At 36.7% G+C, this 18119-nt stretch carries 14 protein-coding genes; 1 reads left to right on the top strand and 13 read right to left on the bottom strand.

Annotated elements, in window-relative coordinates:
• From IEV50_RS08370 to IEV50_RS08420, 11 genes are all read right to left on the bottom strand, one after another.
• On the bottom strand, positions 1-504 hold the full coding sequence (locus IEV50_RS08370; RefSeq protein WP_188412995.1) for a hypothetical protein: 504 nt from the start codon (positions 502-504) through the stop codon (positions 1-3).
• Between the two features lie 148 nt (positions 505-652).
• Positions 653-1105, bottom strand: a complete 453-nt coding sequence (locus IEV50_RS08375) for a hypothetical protein (RefSeq protein ID WP_188412997.1) — start codon at positions 1103-1105, stop codon at positions 653-655.
• 49 nt (positions 1106-1154) lie between these two features.
• Positions 1155-1604 (bottom strand): hypothetical protein, encoded by a 450-nt coding sequence (locus tag IEV50_RS08380; protein WP_188412999.1) that lies wholly within the window; start codon positions 1602-1604, stop codon positions 1155-1157.
• Positions 1605-1704: 100 nt separating this feature from the next.
• Positions 1705-2154, bottom strand: coding sequence for a hypothetical protein (locus tag IEV50_RS08385; RefSeq protein ID WP_188413002.1), 450 nt, complete (start codon positions 2152-2154; stop codon positions 1705-1707).
• A 49-nt stretch (positions 2155-2203) separates the two neighbouring features.
• Positions 2204-2656, bottom strand: coding sequence for a hypothetical protein (locus tag IEV50_RS08390; protein WP_188413005.1), 453 nt, complete (start codon positions 2654-2656; stop codon positions 2204-2206).
• Between the two features lie 49 nt (positions 2657-2705).
• Positions 2706-3209 carry a hypothetical protein gene (locus tag IEV50_RS08395; RefSeq protein ID WP_188413007.1) on the bottom strand — a complete coding sequence of 168 codons (504 nt, stop codon included), beginning with the start codon at positions 3207-3209 and terminating at the stop codon, positions 2706-2708.
• A gap of 12 nt (positions 3210-3221) precedes the next feature.
• Complete coding sequence (locus IEV50_RS08400) at positions 3222-4292, bottom strand: hypothetical protein (RefSeq protein ID WP_188413009.1); 1071 nt, start codon at positions 4290-4292, stop codon at positions 3222-3224.
• Positions 4293-4379: 87 nt separating this feature from the next.
• The gene (locus IEV50_RS08405; protein WP_188413011.1) at positions 4380-5822 is read right to left on the bottom strand and encodes a tetratricopeptide repeat protein; all 1443 of its coding nucleotides are present in this window, start codon (positions 5820-5822) and stop codon (positions 4380-4382) included.
• 21 nt (positions 5823-5843) lie between these two features.
• Positions 5844-7136: a hypothetical protein gene (locus IEV50_RS08410; RefSeq protein ID WP_188413013.1), complete on the bottom strand. Its 1293-nt coding sequence runs from the start codon at positions 7134-7136 to the stop codon at positions 5844-5846.
• 30 nt (positions 7137-7166) lie between these two features.
• On the bottom strand, positions 7167-8699 hold the full coding sequence (locus IEV50_RS08415) for a transglutaminase-like domain-containing protein (protein ID WP_188413015.1): 1533 nt from the start codon (positions 8697-8699) through the stop codon (positions 7167-7169).
• The gene (locus tag IEV50_RS08420) at positions 8696-10027 is read right to left on the bottom strand and encodes an O-antigen ligase family protein (protein WP_188413017.1); all 1332 of its coding nucleotides are present in this window, start codon (positions 10025-10027) and stop codon (positions 8696-8698) included. Before IEV50_RS08420 ends, IEV50_RS08415 begins: the two co-directional genes overlap by 4 nt.
• Positions 10028-10034: 7 nt before the next feature.
• On the opposite strand from IEV50_RS08420, the gene IEV50_RS08425 reads away from it, so the two are divergent.
• Positions 10035-10172 (top strand): hypothetical protein, encoded by a 138-nt coding sequence (locus IEV50_RS08425; protein WP_188413019.1) that lies wholly within the window; start codon positions 10035-10037, stop codon positions 10170-10172.
• Positions 10173-11019: 847 nt separating this feature from the next.
• Here IEV50_RS08425 and IEV50_RS08430 read toward each other — a convergent pair.
• Both IEV50_RS08430 and IEV50_RS08435 read right to left on the bottom strand, forming a co-directional pair.
• Entirely contained in the window at positions 11020-11943 is a 924-nt protein-coding gene (locus tag IEV50_RS08430) for a PorP/SprF family type IX secretion system membrane protein (protein WP_188413025.1), read from the bottom strand.
• 8 nt (positions 11944-11951) lie between these two features.
• Positions 11952-17705 carry a CehA/McbA family metallohydrolase gene (locus tag IEV50_RS08435; RefSeq protein ID WP_188413031.1) on the bottom strand — a complete coding sequence of 1918 codons (5754 nt, stop codon included), beginning with the start codon at positions 17703-17705 and terminating at the stop codon, positions 11952-11954.
• Between the last annotated feature and the right edge of the window lie 414 nt (positions 17706-18119).

The following is an 18119-nucleotide window of genomic DNA, read 5'->3' on the forward strand; positions in this document are numbered from 1 at the left end:
TTACTTATTTATATTATATTTCACATAACCTACATGGTCGATAATTTGGTTACCAAAGAAGTCGGCTAAATCTTTATTCCAAATGCGTCCTTTTTGATTCAAAAGCGTATCAATTTTAGCTGTTAAAATAGGTTTTGTCCAATAAATAACCAATATGGCCGGCTCTTTTTTTAATTTGATTTTTTTTTCTATCTCTAAAGTGCTATATGCCGAGATTGATAAATTAGTACTATATAAATGGTCGTCCGTATCAGGGCCATGTAAAAAGTCTTTGACTGGAACTTCTAATCTGTTTAACAACACACAAATGGGTTTTTGCTTGTAAAACTCCTGGTTAGTTACAAAATTTTCAAGCATGTACTTAGAGGTATCTCCTTGGTAAATGGTGAGTGGCTTATAGATTTTATTTTCTACAAGTTCATTAACTTTCTGAATAGAAGATGGCCTTTGTGCTTTACAAGCAAATAATAGTGTAAGCAGGATAAATATGTTTAATGCTTTCATAAACTCTTTATGTTTTCATTTTTTTAGACTTGTATTTCAGCTACCTGCCATTTTAGTATGTAGAAAGCCAAAAAAATAACTTATCAACTCTTTTTTTAACAAAAAATTTCAGACATCACCAAAAAAAAGCATAAAGTAATAATACCTGCTATTTATTGAAATTATAATGTACATAGTCGATATGGTCAATAACCTGTTCTCCAAAAAGTTCAGACACTTCTCCTTCCCATTTGCGAGAATTTTTTCTGACCAGTTTAGTAATGCGATCTATACTAAGAGGCTTATTCCAATAAATTACCAAAATTGATGGCTCCATTTTTTTCTTAGTTTTTTTCTCTATCTCTGAGAAATTATATGCTCCTATGGATACCGTTTTACTATTTAGCATATCGTCTGTATCTGATCCATAAACGAAATATTTTACCGGAACTTCCAATGTACGAAGTAGTACATTCAATGGCTTCTGTTTGTAAAATGCCTGATTGGTGACGAAGTTTTCTATTATATATAATGAAGTATCACCGCTGTAACTAGAGAGGGGTTTGTATTTTTCATCTGGCTGTGGTTTGGTACTTTGTGCATATACAGGTTCTTGCCGCATACAGAGGTGTAAAATAATAATGAATAGATATACTTTAAATATCTTCATATTACTTATTTATATTATATTTCACATAACCTACATGGTCGATAATTTGTTTTCCAAAGAAGTCAGCTAAGTCTTTGTTCCAAACTCGTCCTTTTTGTTTCAAAAGCGTATCAATTTTAGCTGTTAAAATAGGTTTTGTCCAATAAATAACCAATATGGCTGGCTCTTTTTTTAATTTAACTTTTCTTTCATTTTCTGAAAAGCTGTATGCTCCTATTATTACATTTGTACTATACAAATGATCGTCTGTATCAGGGCCATGCAAGAAATATTTTACGGGAACTTCCATTTTATTTAACAATATGCTTGTAGGTTTTTGCTTGTAAAACTCCTGGTTAGTTACAAAGTTCTCCAGCATATATTTTGAGGTATCGCCTTGATAACTCGAGAGGGGTTTGTATTTTACTCCTTGCTGATATCTGATATTCTTTGAGTATACCGTTTGTTGCATGCAGATGTATAAAACAGAAATTGATAAGCACCGTAGTATCTTAGTAAGAATTGAGAATTTTAAAACCATTCTTTTTTTTATTGTAATAGAGAATCTCTTATTATTTGAATTTATAGTGTAGATAGTCAATATGATCGATAATCTGGTTACCAAATAAATTGACTTCATCTTTGGTCCAACTGCTCTTATTTTTTCTCATCAATTGATCCACATGAGCTAAAGGAATAGGTTTAGTCAGATAAATTACCAATAAAGCTGGTTCTATTTTGCGGTTAACCTTTTTTTCAATTTGTGTGTAATTGTAAGCCGCTATTGTTAAGTGAGTAGTGTGTTTTTGATCATCGGTATCGGGACCATAACTGAAATATTTTATCGGGGCTTCTAATTTATTTAATAATGTACTGACAGCTTTTTGCTTGTAAAATGCTTGAGTGGTCACAAAGTTCTCTAGCATATACCTTGAGGTGTCACTTTGATAAGTGGCTAGAAACTTGTATTTTTCATCCGTTTGCACCTCAATACTTTGTGTGAATACAGATTTTTGCACCATACATATTTGTAAAATAGCAATTGACAGAAATATCTTTAGTACATTCATGTTACTTATTTACGGGGTATTTTACATAACCTATATGGTCTATAATTTGAGTTCCGAAAAAGTCAGCTAGGTCTTTGTTCCAAACTCGTCCTTTTTGTTTCAGAAGGTCATAAATTTTGGTGGATAAAATAGGTTTAGTCCAATAAATTACAATTAAGGCAGGTTCTTTCTTTAATTTGATTTTTCTTTCAATTTCCGAAGAGCTATATGCGCATATTGATATATTGGTGCTATACAATAAATCGTCTGTATCAGGTCCGAGCAAAAAATATTTTACAGGAACTTCCATCCGGTTTAACAATACACTAATGGGTTTTTGCTTGTAAAATTCTTGGTTGGTTACAAAGTTCTCTATAATATATAATGAAGTATCACCTCTGTAACTAGATAGAGACTTGTATTTTTCATCTGGCTGTGGTTTGGTACTTTGTGCATATACAGGTTCTTGCCGCATACAGAGGTGTAAAATAATAATGAATAGATATATTTTAAATATCTTCATATTACTTATTTATATTATATTTCACATAACCTACATGGTCGATAATTTGTTTTCCAAAGAAGTCGGCTAAATCTTTATTCCAAATGCGTCCTTTTTGATTCAAAAGCGTATCAATTTTAGCTGTTAAAATGGGTTTTGTCCAATAAATAACCAATATTGCCGGCTCTTTTTTTAATTTAACTTTTCTTTCATTTTCTGAAAAGCTGTATGCTCCTATTATTACATTTGTGCTAAATAAATGATCATCGGTATCAGGACCGTGCAAAAAATATTTTACAGGAACTTCCATCCGGTTTAACAATACACTTATTGACTTTTGCTTGTAAAATTCCTGGTTAGTTACAAAATTTTCAAGCATGTACCTCGACGTATCACCTTGATAAGCGTTGAGGTGCTTATAGGTTTTATCTCCTTTAACCTCACTAACTTTTTGAATAGACGATGGCTTTTGTGCTTTACAAGCATACAATAGTGTAAACAGGATAAATATGTTTAATGCTTTCATAATAAAATAATTTTAGTTTGGTGGACAATCAATGGTTCTGTATGCGGGTTGCCCATCACTGGTATTGGCCAGCGAACCATTAGGATTAATTATGCGTTCGGCACCTACTTTCGCAAATTTAAGAGAACCGGGCAATGCTTTTGTCAAAATTATCCCCGAATCTTCTAAAGTGGCTGCAATTGCCCGCTCATAAGCTCCTTCAGAGGCCATTCCTACACTTGTGAAGTAATCTCTGACCTGACGAAATTTAATCCCTACTTCAGATTCAGGATCCCAGTTCGTTCCAATTAGGTTACCCTGATTAGCCCTGTAAAAAGCTGAAGCCTTTGCTGTATCTGCTATCACCATGGCATAAGTCGTGCCATCATTGGCCCTACTGTAAGAAACCGTCAAATTGCTAGCATTGCCGGTAGGTTTACTTGCCAGAGAAATTAAATCAGTAGCTGAAGGCCCAAATGCACTATTAGGATGGGTATGGTAATCTGCTATGGAGTTCATGTAATTATAAAGCCCTCCTCCATATCCACCTCCTAAATCCTGTATTACTGGTTGAGCGATAGTTCCATCCGCTTCTCGACGAAGAGAAAATCCCATCTCATGTGGAGCACTTCCATCTGTAGGTGGAGGTGGAAATAACGCAGGATTGGCTAATGCATCCTGCACCTGCGGTATAGCGTAAACATCTTTTGCTTTTACGCCTGCCTGTTGGGCTGCGGGAGGGCAGTCCGGCTCTACTGGGTGATCAGGCGGTGGACCACTACTACTTTCCTGCGCCTGAAGCACAGTAACATAGTATAAAAAGCTGCTCATGTTCATAAATTGGTCTGGAGTTGGGTAAGGGATTTCTGGCGGAAAAATATCGGGCATAGTCTGCGCAATCACGTTTATAGCGGGTGCAGAAATTTCAAAGGCTATCGGATTGTATACAGAGCCGTCAGACAATACCAAAAGGATGTTGCCACTAGGGTCTCGGGTACTATTCACAACAGGAATACCAAAAAGATCGCCCAATGCCTGATACATAGATTCGTAGTTGCCACCTTCATCACCATAAGATTGTGCCAATGCGTTTGAGGGTCCCACAATTGATAACTTGTCGTTTTTCCATTCAGGTAAAAATCCCATAAACAATAAGATGATCAGTATAATTTTTTTCATGAGTGCTTTAATTTATTGTTTAAATACTATTGCAGATTTAATTTTCCCTCCATATTGCAGTGTCACTACATAATTACCGGGATGGCCATTAAACTCTATCACATCTGTATATTCGCCTTCTTTAAGCAGTATCGGTTTACTCCTGTAAACAATATTCGCATTCAGGAGATCTGATACGATAATACTTACATTAACAGTCTTCTTAAGTATATAGCGAAGTTTAAGTGGCCCCGAAAAAGGATTAGGGTAGGCAATAAAATGAATAGAATCTACTTTTGCATCCTCATCATTTTTATTCAAAACAGAATCTAATTTTGCGCCGGTACGGATTAGCATGATAAACTCTGGTTTTTCAGGTTCTTTACTTTGCGGAGAACATAAACTCATGTTGCCTGTAAGGTATACAGTGTCTTTACTTTTAATCAATTGTAGTCTGGAATTTTTAAACGTCACAAGTAATGGATTGGTTTTATGATAATGGTCGGTCTGGTGATACTCTGCATTGCTAAAAACAACTGCGCTATCAGTTACTATGCCTGTCAGATCGACTTGTGTATCTTCATTTTCTACCCATTGCCCCGTTAGTGTTTTTTCTTTGTAATTGAGTGAAAGTTTGAGACTGGATTGCCCTATGATGTGCTTGCCACTCCAATCATATTTTATGGAAAAACCACTATATTCGCCAGAAATATCGTTAAGCGGCAAATAATGGCTAACTTTTTTAAACCCCTTTTTTAGGTCAGTAGGTTTACCCGTTAATGATGTTCGGGGCTGCAGATCAGGCACGCTTTGTATGTTCAGGTTTTCAGGATTGCCAGATGCAAGTTCCTGAACGGCACGTTGATCACCCATTTTTGCCGCTAATGAAAGCAATTGGCGGGCGCTGTCTAAGTTAACAGCTATTCCATAGCCATTGCGATAGCATAAACCAAGCATGTATATCGATCCTTCACTTCCTAAAGTAACCCCTTTTTTAAATAGTTTTGCAGCTTCCACATAATCCTGATTGCAACCCAACCCTTTATAACGCATATAGCCTTCACTGTAAATACAAGTCTTATCATTAAGTTTAGATCCTGCTCTAAAGTAATTGAATGACTTTACAAAATCTTGCTGAACCCCTGCGCCATCTTTATAGAGGAGCCCCATATTATAATACGATTTGGCATAACCAAGTTTTGCGCTTTTCTTAAAAAGGTTAATGGCTTCCGGTATATTTTCTGATGTTCCAATTCCTTTACTAAATAATATGCCCAATCCGTTCATTGCTTCAGGATTACCCTGGTCTGAAAGTTTATTATAGATAGCAAATGCCCGATCGGGTTTGTAAGATTTACTTTTTGGATCGGCCATTTGTTTAGCGATCAACAATTCTTTCCTCACACTATCCATCGAAGCTTGTGAGTAAGCATTTAAACTGCCTAAAAGCAGTAAGAGCATTATTAGATTTTTCATAACATTTATATAGTTATCGTTTTACCAGGCTAATGAAGATTTTGTGCGTTGATTATTTGCATTCTCATTTCTAATGGCATCAAGTCTTTTTAGGAGTTCAGGTTTCATATTCTCTACAGCTTGTTTCGCAAATAAGTCTTTCTGTTTTTGCGTATAATATGCTTTTTCGTTTGCTACCAATGCTTTCAACTCATAACTTGTATTTTCTGTCATTACTTTTGCACTATCGGTTTGAGCATTTACAAGTCCAGCATTCTTCAGCCCTGCCCAATCCTGATCTGCATTGTACAATGATTGCCGGTAAAACTTAAGTTCGAGGTATTGATTGTATTGAGATTCATTAAGTGTCCTTATAATTGAAGCGACCTGTTCTGACCAAACATTTATAAATTCGTTCGAGTAGCGAGATTTGTTAGCCCATTTTTTCTTTTCGAGTGCGATATTGTTCATTAAGAGACTATCGACCTGAATATCGGATATGTTTAATTTTTTCCGGTTGATTACGATTCTACCACCTTGATTCCATACCCACCATGGAAGCGTATTGTTATAAACATCCAACTTCCATAAGATATATGGCCTATACAACGTATGGTATAGACTAACCGAATCCATTCCATCTGGATTGTAGTTTCTTGTTTTTTCCAGGTCTGCAAATTGGTTAAGGGTATACTTTAGTAATTCATCACATAACTTCGAACTATCAGAAACTTTAACAAGGTTGTATTTTTTTAATTGCCTGAAATATGTTTTGATCGTCCTTAAAGCACTGTCCTGACTGGCAACCATAAAATAATTTTTAAACTGACTTTCATTTAAGACCTGTTTCAGCTTGTCAAATTCAATTTTTTTGAATTTTTGGATATCCTCCACTTCAGGTGCTGTTTCTTTCGAAATTTCCTGTAACAGGGTATTCGTCTGGGGAATAGATAGCGCTAGTTGCTGCCTGAATCTAATGGCTTTTACTAGTTCTGATCTATATTTGGTTTGATCACTTGTGTTAAAATCATTTAGTTCAAGGGGAGATAAGATCTTGGCAAGCTGCTTGGTATCTAGAGTATAATATGAGCTAATTTCTTGCGAACTCGCTCCCTGTTTTAGCCTGAGCTCGGCGTTATTATTCTGCTGGTTAAAATAATTAGCAAGTTTTTCTTGCTTTTCAGATGATAAATTAACGCGGTTTAAAACAGATTGCAAACGGCTGATCGTTTGCGCAGGATATTTTTTTAAAACTTCCGTATTCACCTGGGCATTAGTTATGACCGGACTAAAAAAAGCCAGAATAACGCCTAAAATTTTAATCTTATTTTTCATTGGTAACTCTTATTTATAAATTTTGTCTTCTTAAAACCATTTTATCTCTCCATCATTCATAACTATAAAGGGGCGTTCTTTGCCCTTTGAATATTCAGGAGCCAACAAGAACAATGCATTTTCAGGAACATCATTAAATATAAGTTCATGCGTGTTGATTGCTGTTAGCCTTTCTCCCAACAATTTCCAGGCATTCTGCCAATAGAATAATCTATACCTTTTATTTGGGCGAAAGAGGAGGTAATTTTGCTTTTCCTTGATGATCACCATCCTCTTATGGCTCATATTTGGCTCCAGGATGGCTTTATGGTTGTATCCCTGCACAACCGGATATCCGGCAGGTGTTATTTTTCCATTAATATAATATGCTGGCAGGTAGACAGCACCTTTAGGCATATTTTTGTAGGTAACCAAATTTTGATTAATATTCCCCCACCAAGTTGGTTTCCAACCTAATTCATTGAAAACACATACAAATGAATATTTTGGTTGTCTGGCTACCGCGAAAAGTTTACAAGTAAGGTCTTCCGTGCCCCAAAATTGTTTGGTAACATCTAGATAGGTACTCGACCTCATAAAGCCAGGTGGGATATTATTAATTTTTTCTTTTCCCGCAATGGTTTCCGGCTGCTTTGAATAGGTGAGTCTTAATACCTTGGAAGGTTCCCTTGCCAGTACATTATTTACTGCGGGAGTTCCAGCAACGTCGAAGGAAACAGCATGCATTTTTCCATCAAATGCCGTATTCATGAAATGCCCGGATGATGATGTAGCCCAATATGGAATATAGTTAATTGCAGCAGGAATGCCTTGCGACCTAAGTGTAAACGCGACAAGGTCTGCTATATCTTCGCAAGGTCCTTTTTTTCTTTGAAGCAATTGCAGTGCACCAAGGCGTGGTAAAGGCTCCTTCCTGTTATCAATGGAATAACTGTTGGTAAACCAGCTTCTGAAATCCGCAGATATGTAAGAGAGCGAAGATGCTAATCCTTCAGATTTATTTTTGGTTGCAACCCAACTAAAATCTTTATTATATCTGGAACGCCAGTTTTGTAAAGGTTCTACACTTACCCGGTAAGGCAACATATATTCACAAAAATCATTGAAAGGAATATTTTTATAATTGGCTGAACTTTGCCATTGCTGAAAAGATTGGTTAATATTTTGTATAAGAAAATCTGCCTTGATTGTTTTGATGTCGGGATTGGTGACAGGGTGTGGCCGCAAATCGGGATGAACTGCTTTTAATCTTTTGAATGCAGAAATTGCCTGATTAAAATCAGTATAATCCAATTCGTTGAAAGGTATTTTTTTCCCGTTTTTATCTTCCCAATAGTAATCTTCAGAATAGTGCGCATCCATATTAGCAATTAAAAAATATACGGCTCGAATTTTTTGTCGATCACCGGTTTTGTGAAAATAGGCGATAACTTTTTCAATCTCACCTTTGTTCTTGCCTGCTTTAGTCACTATATTTTTAACAGCAATAGGAACTTCAGTTGGTATTTGTCCAAAGCCAAAAATTGGGAATATTAAAAGAAATGTCAGTAATATTATTTTCATATATTTTTCTTTGGCAAATAAAATTTATTGTTCTCTGGAAAGGCCTTAATTGATTTTTTTTTAGATGAGTAGCCTAATTGCTGTAAAAGTAGACCAGCACGGGATTTAAAAAAAATTGTTTCCGAAGATCTGATTTTAGGCACTGTTTCAATAATGTTCTGAGCCTGATTAACGCATCCTATTGTGTCCCCCATTTTCAGGGATAAATTCATTAAAGCAAATTTTGCCGCAAGATGTCCTGGTTCCATATTTTTGGCAGTGGTTAAATTTTTATAGGCACTTTTATAGTCGCCCGTTTTTTCATCGCATAAGGCTGCCTGAAGGTAAATCATCGGATTAGAGGTAAGCAGCTTTGCCTTTTTAAATATAATTGCGGCATGCTTGTAATCTTTATTTAAGAATAGTGTATTTGCATAGTTTACCCAATAACTCTCGTAAATATCCAGACGATTTTGTAGAGAAGTCAAAATATTTAGCGATTGCTCATAATCTCTGTTTTTAGTTAATAGTGCAGCTTGTTTGTTCTTTAAGTTGTCAATAATCAGATTTCCGGTCATATACATATAGCATAATCCAATAACAAAGAGAGAGAGTCGGTATGTTAAGACATATCTGTTTTTGTTTTTTTCAGAAATTAATTTATTCCATGTTGAAAGGCCTTTTCGTAATGATATTGCAGGGGAGTTTGCAGATAGTATAGAAGAAAAGATAATAAACAAAAACATTACCGGTAAGGCCTGAATCGTAAAATTCAACATCGACATCGTAATAAAGATACATATCCCCGCGTAGGCTGTTATGGAGTAGTTAGCATCCCGCTTTTTCAGATGCTGAATTTTAATTGATTTATTTTTTAAAGGAAAGTATAATAGTGAAGCCAGCAAGCACATAAAAAGTACGCCACCAATTATTCCACCTTCAATGGTGTTTTGTAGAAATTCATTATAGGCCATTTTTACAAACCCGGCATTAAGTATTTCGTTTGGTTTGGCATCTCCTTTTTCAAAGTATCTGGATTGAAAAAGATTATAATTTCTTTCAAATGCACCATATCCATAACCGAAAAGAGGTTTGTCTGATATCATTTGGGCAGAAACTTTCCATATCAATCTTCGGCCATCAGCAGATGCTTCTTTCGCTTGATAGGTATAAATACCTAGAGGAAAAGAAATGCTGATAACAATGAATGCAGTTAATATTAAAAGTATGCGATTTTTTTTGTCTTTTGCCCAACTGTAGAGTTGATATTTGTAATTGAGAATAATAAATATACCAGTTGATGCGCCAAGAAGAGCGGAGCGGCACTTTAGTGTAAATAAAGTGCCCATTAATAAGATGAGTACAAAAGGCATCGATTTCCTTACAACATCATATTTACTGTATGGAAGAATAAAAACACAAGGTACCGACATAGCGATAAACATCGCAACGATATTAGGATTCTCACTAGTTCCGGTTACTTTAAAATATTGATTGAAGCTATCTAAAAAGCCGATATATTGAAATATGCAGATTATACACTCTATAATGGAGGCAATAATAACCAAATTAAAAATAAAGTTTAAATTTAAGGTTGATGATCTGCAATAAACTGGTAGCACTATCATGCTTAAAAAAGTTATAAATAAGTAATAACTATAAGGATAAATAGTTGGCCAAAACAATAATGTGTGAATGGTTATAAATAATAATAAGAATATATTAACCAGGATCGGTATTGAGAGGTGTAGATTATGGCTATAAAACTTTGTAGAAAAACTCGAGTATACTAGAAGAGCAGAAAGTCCGGCTGTGTATATGAAATAAGGGGTTTGTGACCTGTAAATAAAATAATTTCCAAAAAATAAAGACCCTATGATTGTAAATGTTATAATCATGGTGAAAGGCAAATTTGATTTGAGAGACGTGTACGACATAAAATGTGCGTATTTCTATGAGCGGATATGTATAATATTTGGTTTTTATAAAGTAAACATAATTTTTTGTAGAAAACAAGAAAATTAAAATATTTTTCAGATTTTGAATTGCTAACTATTTTTAATCAAGTAAAGAAGCAAAAGTGATTCATGCTTATCTTGAGGTAGGCTCTGCATACTTGTCGCATTTTTTGCTTTTAAGAAAACTTTTGGTATAACCCCCATCTCATCTTAAAAATATTTAATAAATGTACTTCAGCCGCCAGATTGCCAAAAAGATGTTAGCAGTCGTTTTGGTATTCAATTATTTGTTTTAAGGCGGTTGGCGGTTATAAAAAAAGCCGCAGCACCAGAGATATTTTTACCTCGGATGCTGCGGCTTTAGGCTATTTTGGCAAGTTAGGTTATGGTTTTTTCTTGCCGATATTAACCCTGATATTAACTTCAAAATCTCCGTCTGTATAACCGCTAATTGCAGAGGTTGCCGTATTATAATATGCCATGAAGTAGAAAGTAGATTTATAGTTCATTCCAAAACCAACGGTTGCATTTTCCGTGTTATGGTACATCGCCATTACGTATAGTTTATCGTTTGCAAAATTGGCATTAACACCAGCATCCCATAAATTTTTGTAATTTTTAATTCCTCTGAAAACACCTTTGGGTTCTAAGCTGATTCCATTTATACCCGTTCCAAAGCTGAATTTATATCCCACAGCCGAATAGAAAGTTGGTTTATTGGCAAAGTTTAAATCATCGCCTCTGAAAACGGAACGCATGTTAGGAATGGCACCTTCAACAGTTAATCCCTTAGAGGTGTAAGAAACACCAAAATCTCCATCAAAATAGTAACCCCTGTCATTAAAACGGGCGATTGAGGGGTCGTTAATGTCGCTGTTTCTAACGCTGCTTAAATCAAGTTTATCCTGACTTGCGCCAAATGAAATACCAAAGTTCAATTTCTGGTCATCGTTATTTAGCGGTAAATGGTAGGCGAAAGTTCCAACTGCTTTGGTTCGTTGAATCCCACCAGATTTTTCATTATAAATGTTTACACCCCAACCCACTTTGTTTATTTGCTGATCTAGCGTTACGCTTTGGGTAATTGGAGCACCCGGAATATTTGTCCACTGTTTTCTAAAACTCCCGTTAATGTTAAACCCTTCATTTATACCTGCCATTGAAGGATTAACCAAATAGCGATTTTGAAAATACTGCGCATTTAAGGGTAAAATTTGCGCTTTTGCTGTATTGAAAAACTGTATGCTTATGGCAAATAGAAACGTTACGCGACTTATTTGCTTTATGTTTTTTGTTATTGCTTTCATGTCTGTAATTAGTTTCTAATGATGTTAATGAATCCTTTGAACGTACCGATGCCATTTCCTAAATCGATAATGTAGTAATAGGTTCCCTCTGAAAGTGGACTTCCATTTACCGTTCCATCCCAATCATTGGCGTAAGTTTTTTTCGTGTATAAAATGCGCCCGGCCTTATCAAAAATCTTGATGGTATTATTTGGATAATAATCGATGTTTTTGACGATAAACTTGTCGTTATAACCATCGCCATTTGGCGTTACAACTGTGCTTGCCTCTAATTTATAATCATCAATTACGGTTATAGAAATGCTTTGTTCGGCCGTACAGCCACTTGCGTTAGTAACCACTACTTTATACATTCCGCTTTGTTTTGGCCTGATGGTTAGCGACGCTGTATTTTGGCCGCTAATTATTTCCGCACCTGTCCAGCTGTATTGTGTACCTCCGGTTGCAGATAAAATAATTGCATCGCCTTTTGATATGGATGAACCTTTATTGCTGTTGATTGTAACTATTGGCAATGGGTTTACGATAACCGTAGCATTTCCGATTTGTGTTTGGGTAGCATAAGCATCTGTTACGCTAACTAAAGTATAAATAAACGTACCGCTATTTCCTGTTGGCACGTTCAGCGTTGCTGTGGTAGAATTGGTTGTAACTGTTCTGGCGCTACTTCCATTTAGTGTATAAGTGAATGTGTATGGAGCTGTTCCAACTGAACCAGTAAAAGTTACCACTGGTGCTGTATTAAAGTTACAAACAGAAGCGTTTCCAGCAATAGTTGCAACGGGCAAAGGACGAACCAATATCGTTGCGGAACCTGTTTGTGCCTGACCACAATTTACATCGGCAACACTAACTAAATTATAGATAAAAGTACCAACTGCTGTAGTTGGAGCAAGAATTGTGGCTGCATTTCCGTTTGAGGTAACTGTTCTGTTTGTACCGCCGTTAATGTTGTATGTAAATGTATATGGTGCTGTTCCATTTGCGCCAGTAAACGTAATGGTTGGTGCTGTGCCGTTTTGTGGAATAGCAGTAGAACCTGTAACGGTTGCTGTAGCCAATGTTCTAACGGTAACAGTAGCTGTTCCGGTTTGTGTTTGTTCAGCATTAACATCGGCAACACTTAATAAATTATAATTGAATGCTCCTGCAACATTTGATGGTGCGGTTAAAGTAGCACTAGTATTTGTGCCAGTTGTGCTTATTGTCTGACTTACTCCACCATTCACATTATAGGTGAAAATATAGGGTCCTGTTCCGTTACTCCCTGTAAAAGTTACCGTTGGTGCTGCACCATTTAAACATAATGCAGTAGTTCCTGAAATTGTTGCAACAGGAATTGGATTAACTTTTACAGTTGTAGAAATGTTTTGCGCTTGCGTGCTGTAAGCATCGCTAATACCAGTTACTGTGTAGATAAATGTACCAACAGTTGCAGTAGATGCATTTAGCGTTGCCGTGTTTGTTGTAGCTGTTAGCGTTTGATTTGTACCACCATTGATGTTATAGGTAAAGGTGAATGGAGCGGTTCCGGATGATGCCGTGAAGGTAATTACAGGAGCAGCAGCATTTAAAGGGACAGAGAGGTTTGCACTTAAAGTAGCTGCAGGCTTAGCGTAAATTTTTAAATTAGCTGCTTTGTAGTTAATCGCGTAGTTTGTACTTAAAACTAAAGTTCCCTGTGTTATCGGGTAATCTCCAGCTGTTTCTCCTGGGTTTCTCGCTAATTCGCCTGTAAAAATATCAGCACCAATTAATGCTGGAGCAGAAGTATAGGTAAACATTGGATCAACCGTACTTTCCACTTTGGTTTTAGCATCAGCAGTAACCGTAATGGTTTTTGGTGCAATGGTTAATACCTGTTGTTTTGCAACGGCTGGGTTATAAAAGGTATCTCCAACCTGATTTGCAGTAATTGTAACCGTGCCGGCTTTAACAATATGGATATCATTATTGCTGATTGTGGCAATGTTTGTATCGCTACTGGTGTAAGTGATGTTTATGCCTGTGTTATCACTCGTTGCACCTGCAACTAGGTCTGGATCGCCATAAGTTGCCGTTCTTGTTGCTGCGAACGAAATGGTTTGGTTTTTCTTAACCGTCGCATCATCGCGTGAATACCAAATTGGTGAAGTAATAATTCTGCTTCCATCTGCTTCTACAATATCGGCATAATAATAACCTGTGGCCAAATTTGCCAGGGCATTATCGGTATACGTTAAACTTGTAGAGGTGCTAGTGGTTAACTCTACCGGATTTACACCGCTACCAGGCGTTCCATATAATATTTTAATGCTATTTACCGGACTTGTTGTAATAGAACTTACTTCGATTTGTGGTGCACCAGCTGTTTTAAATACGCTGCCAACGGGTTGTTTATTAATGGTGAAAACAATTTTAGCTGCTGAATCTTGCGAAGCGTAAAAACGCATTTTCTTAATGGCATCTAATAAATCATTCTCGGTAAGGGCAGGAGCGAGTACAACTAACCTGGCTTTTGTATGGCGACCAAAAGTTAAATTGTGGTTATCATGGTCGATACTTGCACCAAGGTGGTAACCTCTGGCCAGCATGCGGTTGTAATAACTTAAATAACTCATCGAACTCGCCGGGTCTGAGTAAGTGATATTGGTTGAAAACGCAGGACCACTTTCTAAAGCAGTTCCTACAATTGCACTATCTGCACTTAAATCATAAGTTGCTGAAATGTTATTGTAATCGGTTGTATTCGGATGGGCTAAAGTTGCCACGGCATTCAAGCCATGTCTGTTAATAATTCTGAACAATCCTGTTGCACCGGTATAAGTGCTTTTTGGAACATAAATTTGATTTTCGCCCGATTCCCATCCAATTAATGAATCGATGCCATAAACGATAACGTGTCCACCACCGCTAATTACGCCCCATTCCATACCATGCATGGCTATGAAATTAGAGGTAGTTGCTCTTTTGGCTGCATCTATTCCTGGCTGCCAGCTGGCTAAAGACATGCCGGCCTGTGTATGATTGTGTTCAGATATGCCCAGGAAATCTAAATTCATGGAGTTCTTCGCGAACGCATAATCATCTTCTGGCTTTTTTGTTAAATCGTCTTTATTTCCATCAGAATAACTACTATGACTATGTAGGTTTCCATAATAGAAATTCAATTTATTTACATCTAAAATGCCTGTTTTAAGATTTCCTAATAGTGGTTGGGTACTGAGGTATAAAGGCCCTCCGCTACATGCGCTGTTTATCGAATAAATGAAAAAATAGTAATTTGTATTTTGAGCCAAACCATTTCTGATAAACGTACCACCTGTTCCTCTTTTTACAACGATACCACCACCCAATTGGTCGCCAAAGGTATATACGGTTTGATTCACTGGTGCAGCTGTTAATGAATTACTGGTGCTCATTACCACTAAATATTCATCTACTCCGTTTGCAGGTGTAAATGCACCCTGAATAAAGTTGTAGTTTGATGAAGTAATGGTAAATGCAGTAGGTTGTACCACAGGAGCCACACATGGTAATAATGCTTTTGTTGCCTGGCTAGCCGTTAAAATATTTGTGGTTAAGTATTTTGGTCCGCCAGTACAGGAAATGTTATTTAAGGGGATAATGAAATAGGTGTAATTTGTATTATCGCTTAATGCATTATCCATAAAAGTATTGGTTACAATACGGTTGGCAATAATACCACCGCCAAAAGCAGCACCAACGTTGTAAACTGTTCCATCAACAGGTAAAGCCGTTAGTGTGGTATTTAAACTTCTGATGATTAAATATTCATTGGCATCAGCAGATTTTGTGAAAGATGCCGAAATGCTGTTGGTTGTTACACTATTAAAAATTAAAGCAGTTGCCGGGTTTGATGGTGCGGCGCAAATTGGAAGATTTGGGGGGAAATGAACGCCCAACCTGTTTACATCATCATCATCAATTGCGTTTTGAACTATCGCTAGAGTGGTTCTGGTCCAATCAGTATCCATATAAGTCGGGCTTGGGGCAGTAACATTTAAACTCCTTACATAAGAAACATCTTTAGCATTAACCCCCTGACCGAATGCATCAATAATATTATTGTTTGCATCTAGTAAGGCCACGCCATCATTTCCGTTGAAATTGATAACGGCGTTGCTATTTAATACCGCACTAGCTGAACTCAAATATGGAACTTCTGTGTTGCTGTTTCCGGTATTACCCAATAAGACAGAACCAAGGGCAGGAATGGTAAAGTTTAAGTTTACGATTTGAGCTGGTGCTCCGGTAATATTAATCGTTCCGGCATCGCCAGAGATATTATATAAGGCGAGTTTTAACTGGGGTGAGGCTGTATTTATCGGTGAATTACTTAAGTTGGTTAGCTCAATCCATTTATTTGTAGAAGTGCCTTCGTAATATTGACTGATGATGATTGGTGCGTTTACTAAGGGTGGATTAGCGGTTGTGGCATCTAAACCTGAAACCGCAGTTTGTAAATTTCCAATAGCATCTTGTGCAACCACATATACTTTATAGGTTGTGCCTGAAGTTAATCCACTGATGGTTGTTGTGGCATCTGCATTAGCAGTGTTTGCGAATGAACCTGATTTTAGGGCGGCTGTGCCAGTTGCATCTTGGCCTAATTTAACTTGCGCAGCCGTTGGGGCGGTTGCACCTGAAGCAAGCAGGACATAATAAGTTGTTCCTGCTTCGTTAATGTTATTTGTTAAATCTACGGTTGTGAGGGTTGAATTACTAGTTTTTGGATAAGTTGCAGTGGTAAGGGGAGGAGTAACATCGGCTGCGCCTAATGTAGAAAAATTTAAAGTCGAAAATGTAGTTTGCAGGTTAGGCGTGGTGGCTGCATCTTCTGAAACTACATAAATTGTATACGCTGTTGAAAGGGTTAATCCTGTTATTGTTGAAGTAGCATCTGTATTAATTGCATTGGCAATGGTGCCAGATTTTAAAGCGGTTGCATTACTCCCATCTCTACCTGCCTTGATTTGAGCTGTAGTTGTTGGCGCAGTTCCTGTTGCCGGAATTAAAATGTAATAAGTATTTCCAGTCTCATTTATGTTGCTGATTAAATTAACTGAAGTACTGGTAATTGAAGCTGTTTTTGGGTAAGATGTTGTGTTTGTGGGTGGAGTGGTGTCAATTGTTCCTGATGTACTCACAGTTCCTCCAACACTAAATCCAATTCTGCCAGTTATTGGAGAGTAAAATCCCCAACCACCTGTTGCCGTTTGTCCTGAAGCATAATAACGCAAAGTGATGGTTGTTCCAGCCTGTACATTTTGTAGTGCTGAAATGCCTGATAAATTTACTGTTACTGTTGGTGGTGGATTTAATGATACCATTGCACTGGTTATATTTATAGGCGTACCAATCAATGTAAAATTAGTTCCATTTAAACTATATGCATATTGAGAACTTACTCCTGTATTTGCATAATAACTTGCTGTTCCAGCAAAAACTGCATCCAGAGATGATAAAGATATTTGTTTGCCTGCAGAAGCTGTAAGCGTTACCTGGAAATAATCGGTGTTAGTAGTAGAAATTCCGTTGTTTTGAAAGCCGACAGTCCTAAAAGAATTGTTTCCTGCGCTCGCTGAGGCGCTTGTTCCCCGAGTTAAAATAGGCGCTGAGGTTAAACCAGCATCAAAGGTTGTTGCTGTTGATGTTGGTAGTGTCGATTGTCCAGTAAAATCCCAGTTAGCAATTTGTGCTAAAGATACTTTCGAGATAAGGAGGGTAAATAATAGGGATAATAGTAAAAGTTTTTTCATATAAATTTTATAGGGATATGAAATGATTTAAAATCTTATTTGTAGCGCCGAAAAGAAACAGGTGCACAAAAAAATGATCAGATATAATTGTAAAGTTTTATCATTCAGGGTATTCTGATGATTATTGAACGATTTAATTATTCACCAAAAATTATGCTTAGTAAATGAGTTGATTGTTTTTTGCCTGAATAAATAGGAAATCAATTTGCATGGCAAAATGATTTAGCTGCGGAAACAGCGCTATTGAAGTAGATTTTGCGTCATATTGGGATGTTTAGGATGCGAAAATAGGGTTTGAATATTAAGTTAACATTTAGGGGATGTTAACTTAGGTTATTTTTTACAAAAATGGTGGTTATCCATTTAAGATTTAAATTTAGCGATTTCTAAAGCATATCAGCCCAGCTGTTGATA

It is taken from the genome of Pedobacter mendelii (genome assembly GCF_014635725.1).
Lineage (GTDB): Bacteria > Bacteroidota > Bacteroidia > Sphingobacteriales > Sphingobacteriaceae > Pedobacter > Pedobacter mendelii.

Coding starts and splice junctions, on each gene's coding strand:
- IEV50_RS08370 (WP_188412995.1), bottom strand. CDS start 504: ATGAAAGCATTAAACATATTTATCCTGCTTACACTATTATTTGCTTGT.
- IEV50_RS08375 (WP_188412997.1), bottom strand. CDS start 1,105: ATGCGGCAAGAACCTGTATATGCACAAAGTACCAAACCACAGCCAGAT.
- IEV50_RS08380 (WP_188412999.1), bottom strand. CDS start 1,604: ATGCAACAAACGGTATACTCAAAGAATATCAGATATCAGCAAGGAGTA.
- IEV50_RS08385 (WP_188413002.1), bottom strand. CDS start 2,154: ATGGTGCAAAAATCTGTATTCACACAAAGTATTGAGGTGCAAACGGAT.
- IEV50_RS08390 (WP_188413005.1), bottom strand. CDS start 2,656: ATGCGGCAAGAACCTGTATATGCACAAAGTACCAAACCACAGCCAGAT.
- IEV50_RS08395 (WP_188413007.1), bottom strand. CDS start 3,209: ATGAAAGCATTAAACATATTTATCCTGTTTACACTATTGTATGCTTGT.
- IEV50_RS08405 (WP_188413011.1), bottom strand. CDS start 5,822: ATGAAAAATCTAATAATGCTCTTACTGCTTTTAGGCAGTTTAAATGCT.
- IEV50_RS08410 (WP_188413013.1), bottom strand. CDS start 7,136: ATGAAAAATAAGATTAAAATTTTAGGCGTTATTCTGGCTTTTTTTAGT.
- IEV50_RS08415 (WP_188413015.1), bottom strand. CDS start 8,699: ATGAAAATAATATTACTGACATTTCTTTTAATATTCCCAATTTTTGGC.
- IEV50_RS08420 (WP_188413017.1), bottom strand. CDS start 10,027: ATGGGCACTTTATTTACACTAAAGTGCCGCTCCGCTCTTCTTGGCGCA.
- IEV50_RS08425 (WP_188413019.1), top strand. CDS start 10,035: ATGAGTACAAAAGGCATCGATTTCCTTACAACATCATATTTACTGTAT.
- IEV50_RS08430 (WP_188413025.1), bottom strand. CDS start 11,943: ATGAAAGCAATAACAAAAAACATAAAGCAAATAAGTCGCGTAACGTTT.
- IEV50_RS08435 (WP_188413031.1), bottom strand. CDS start 17,705: ATGAAAAAACTTTTACTATTATCCCTATTATTTACCCTCCTTATCTCG.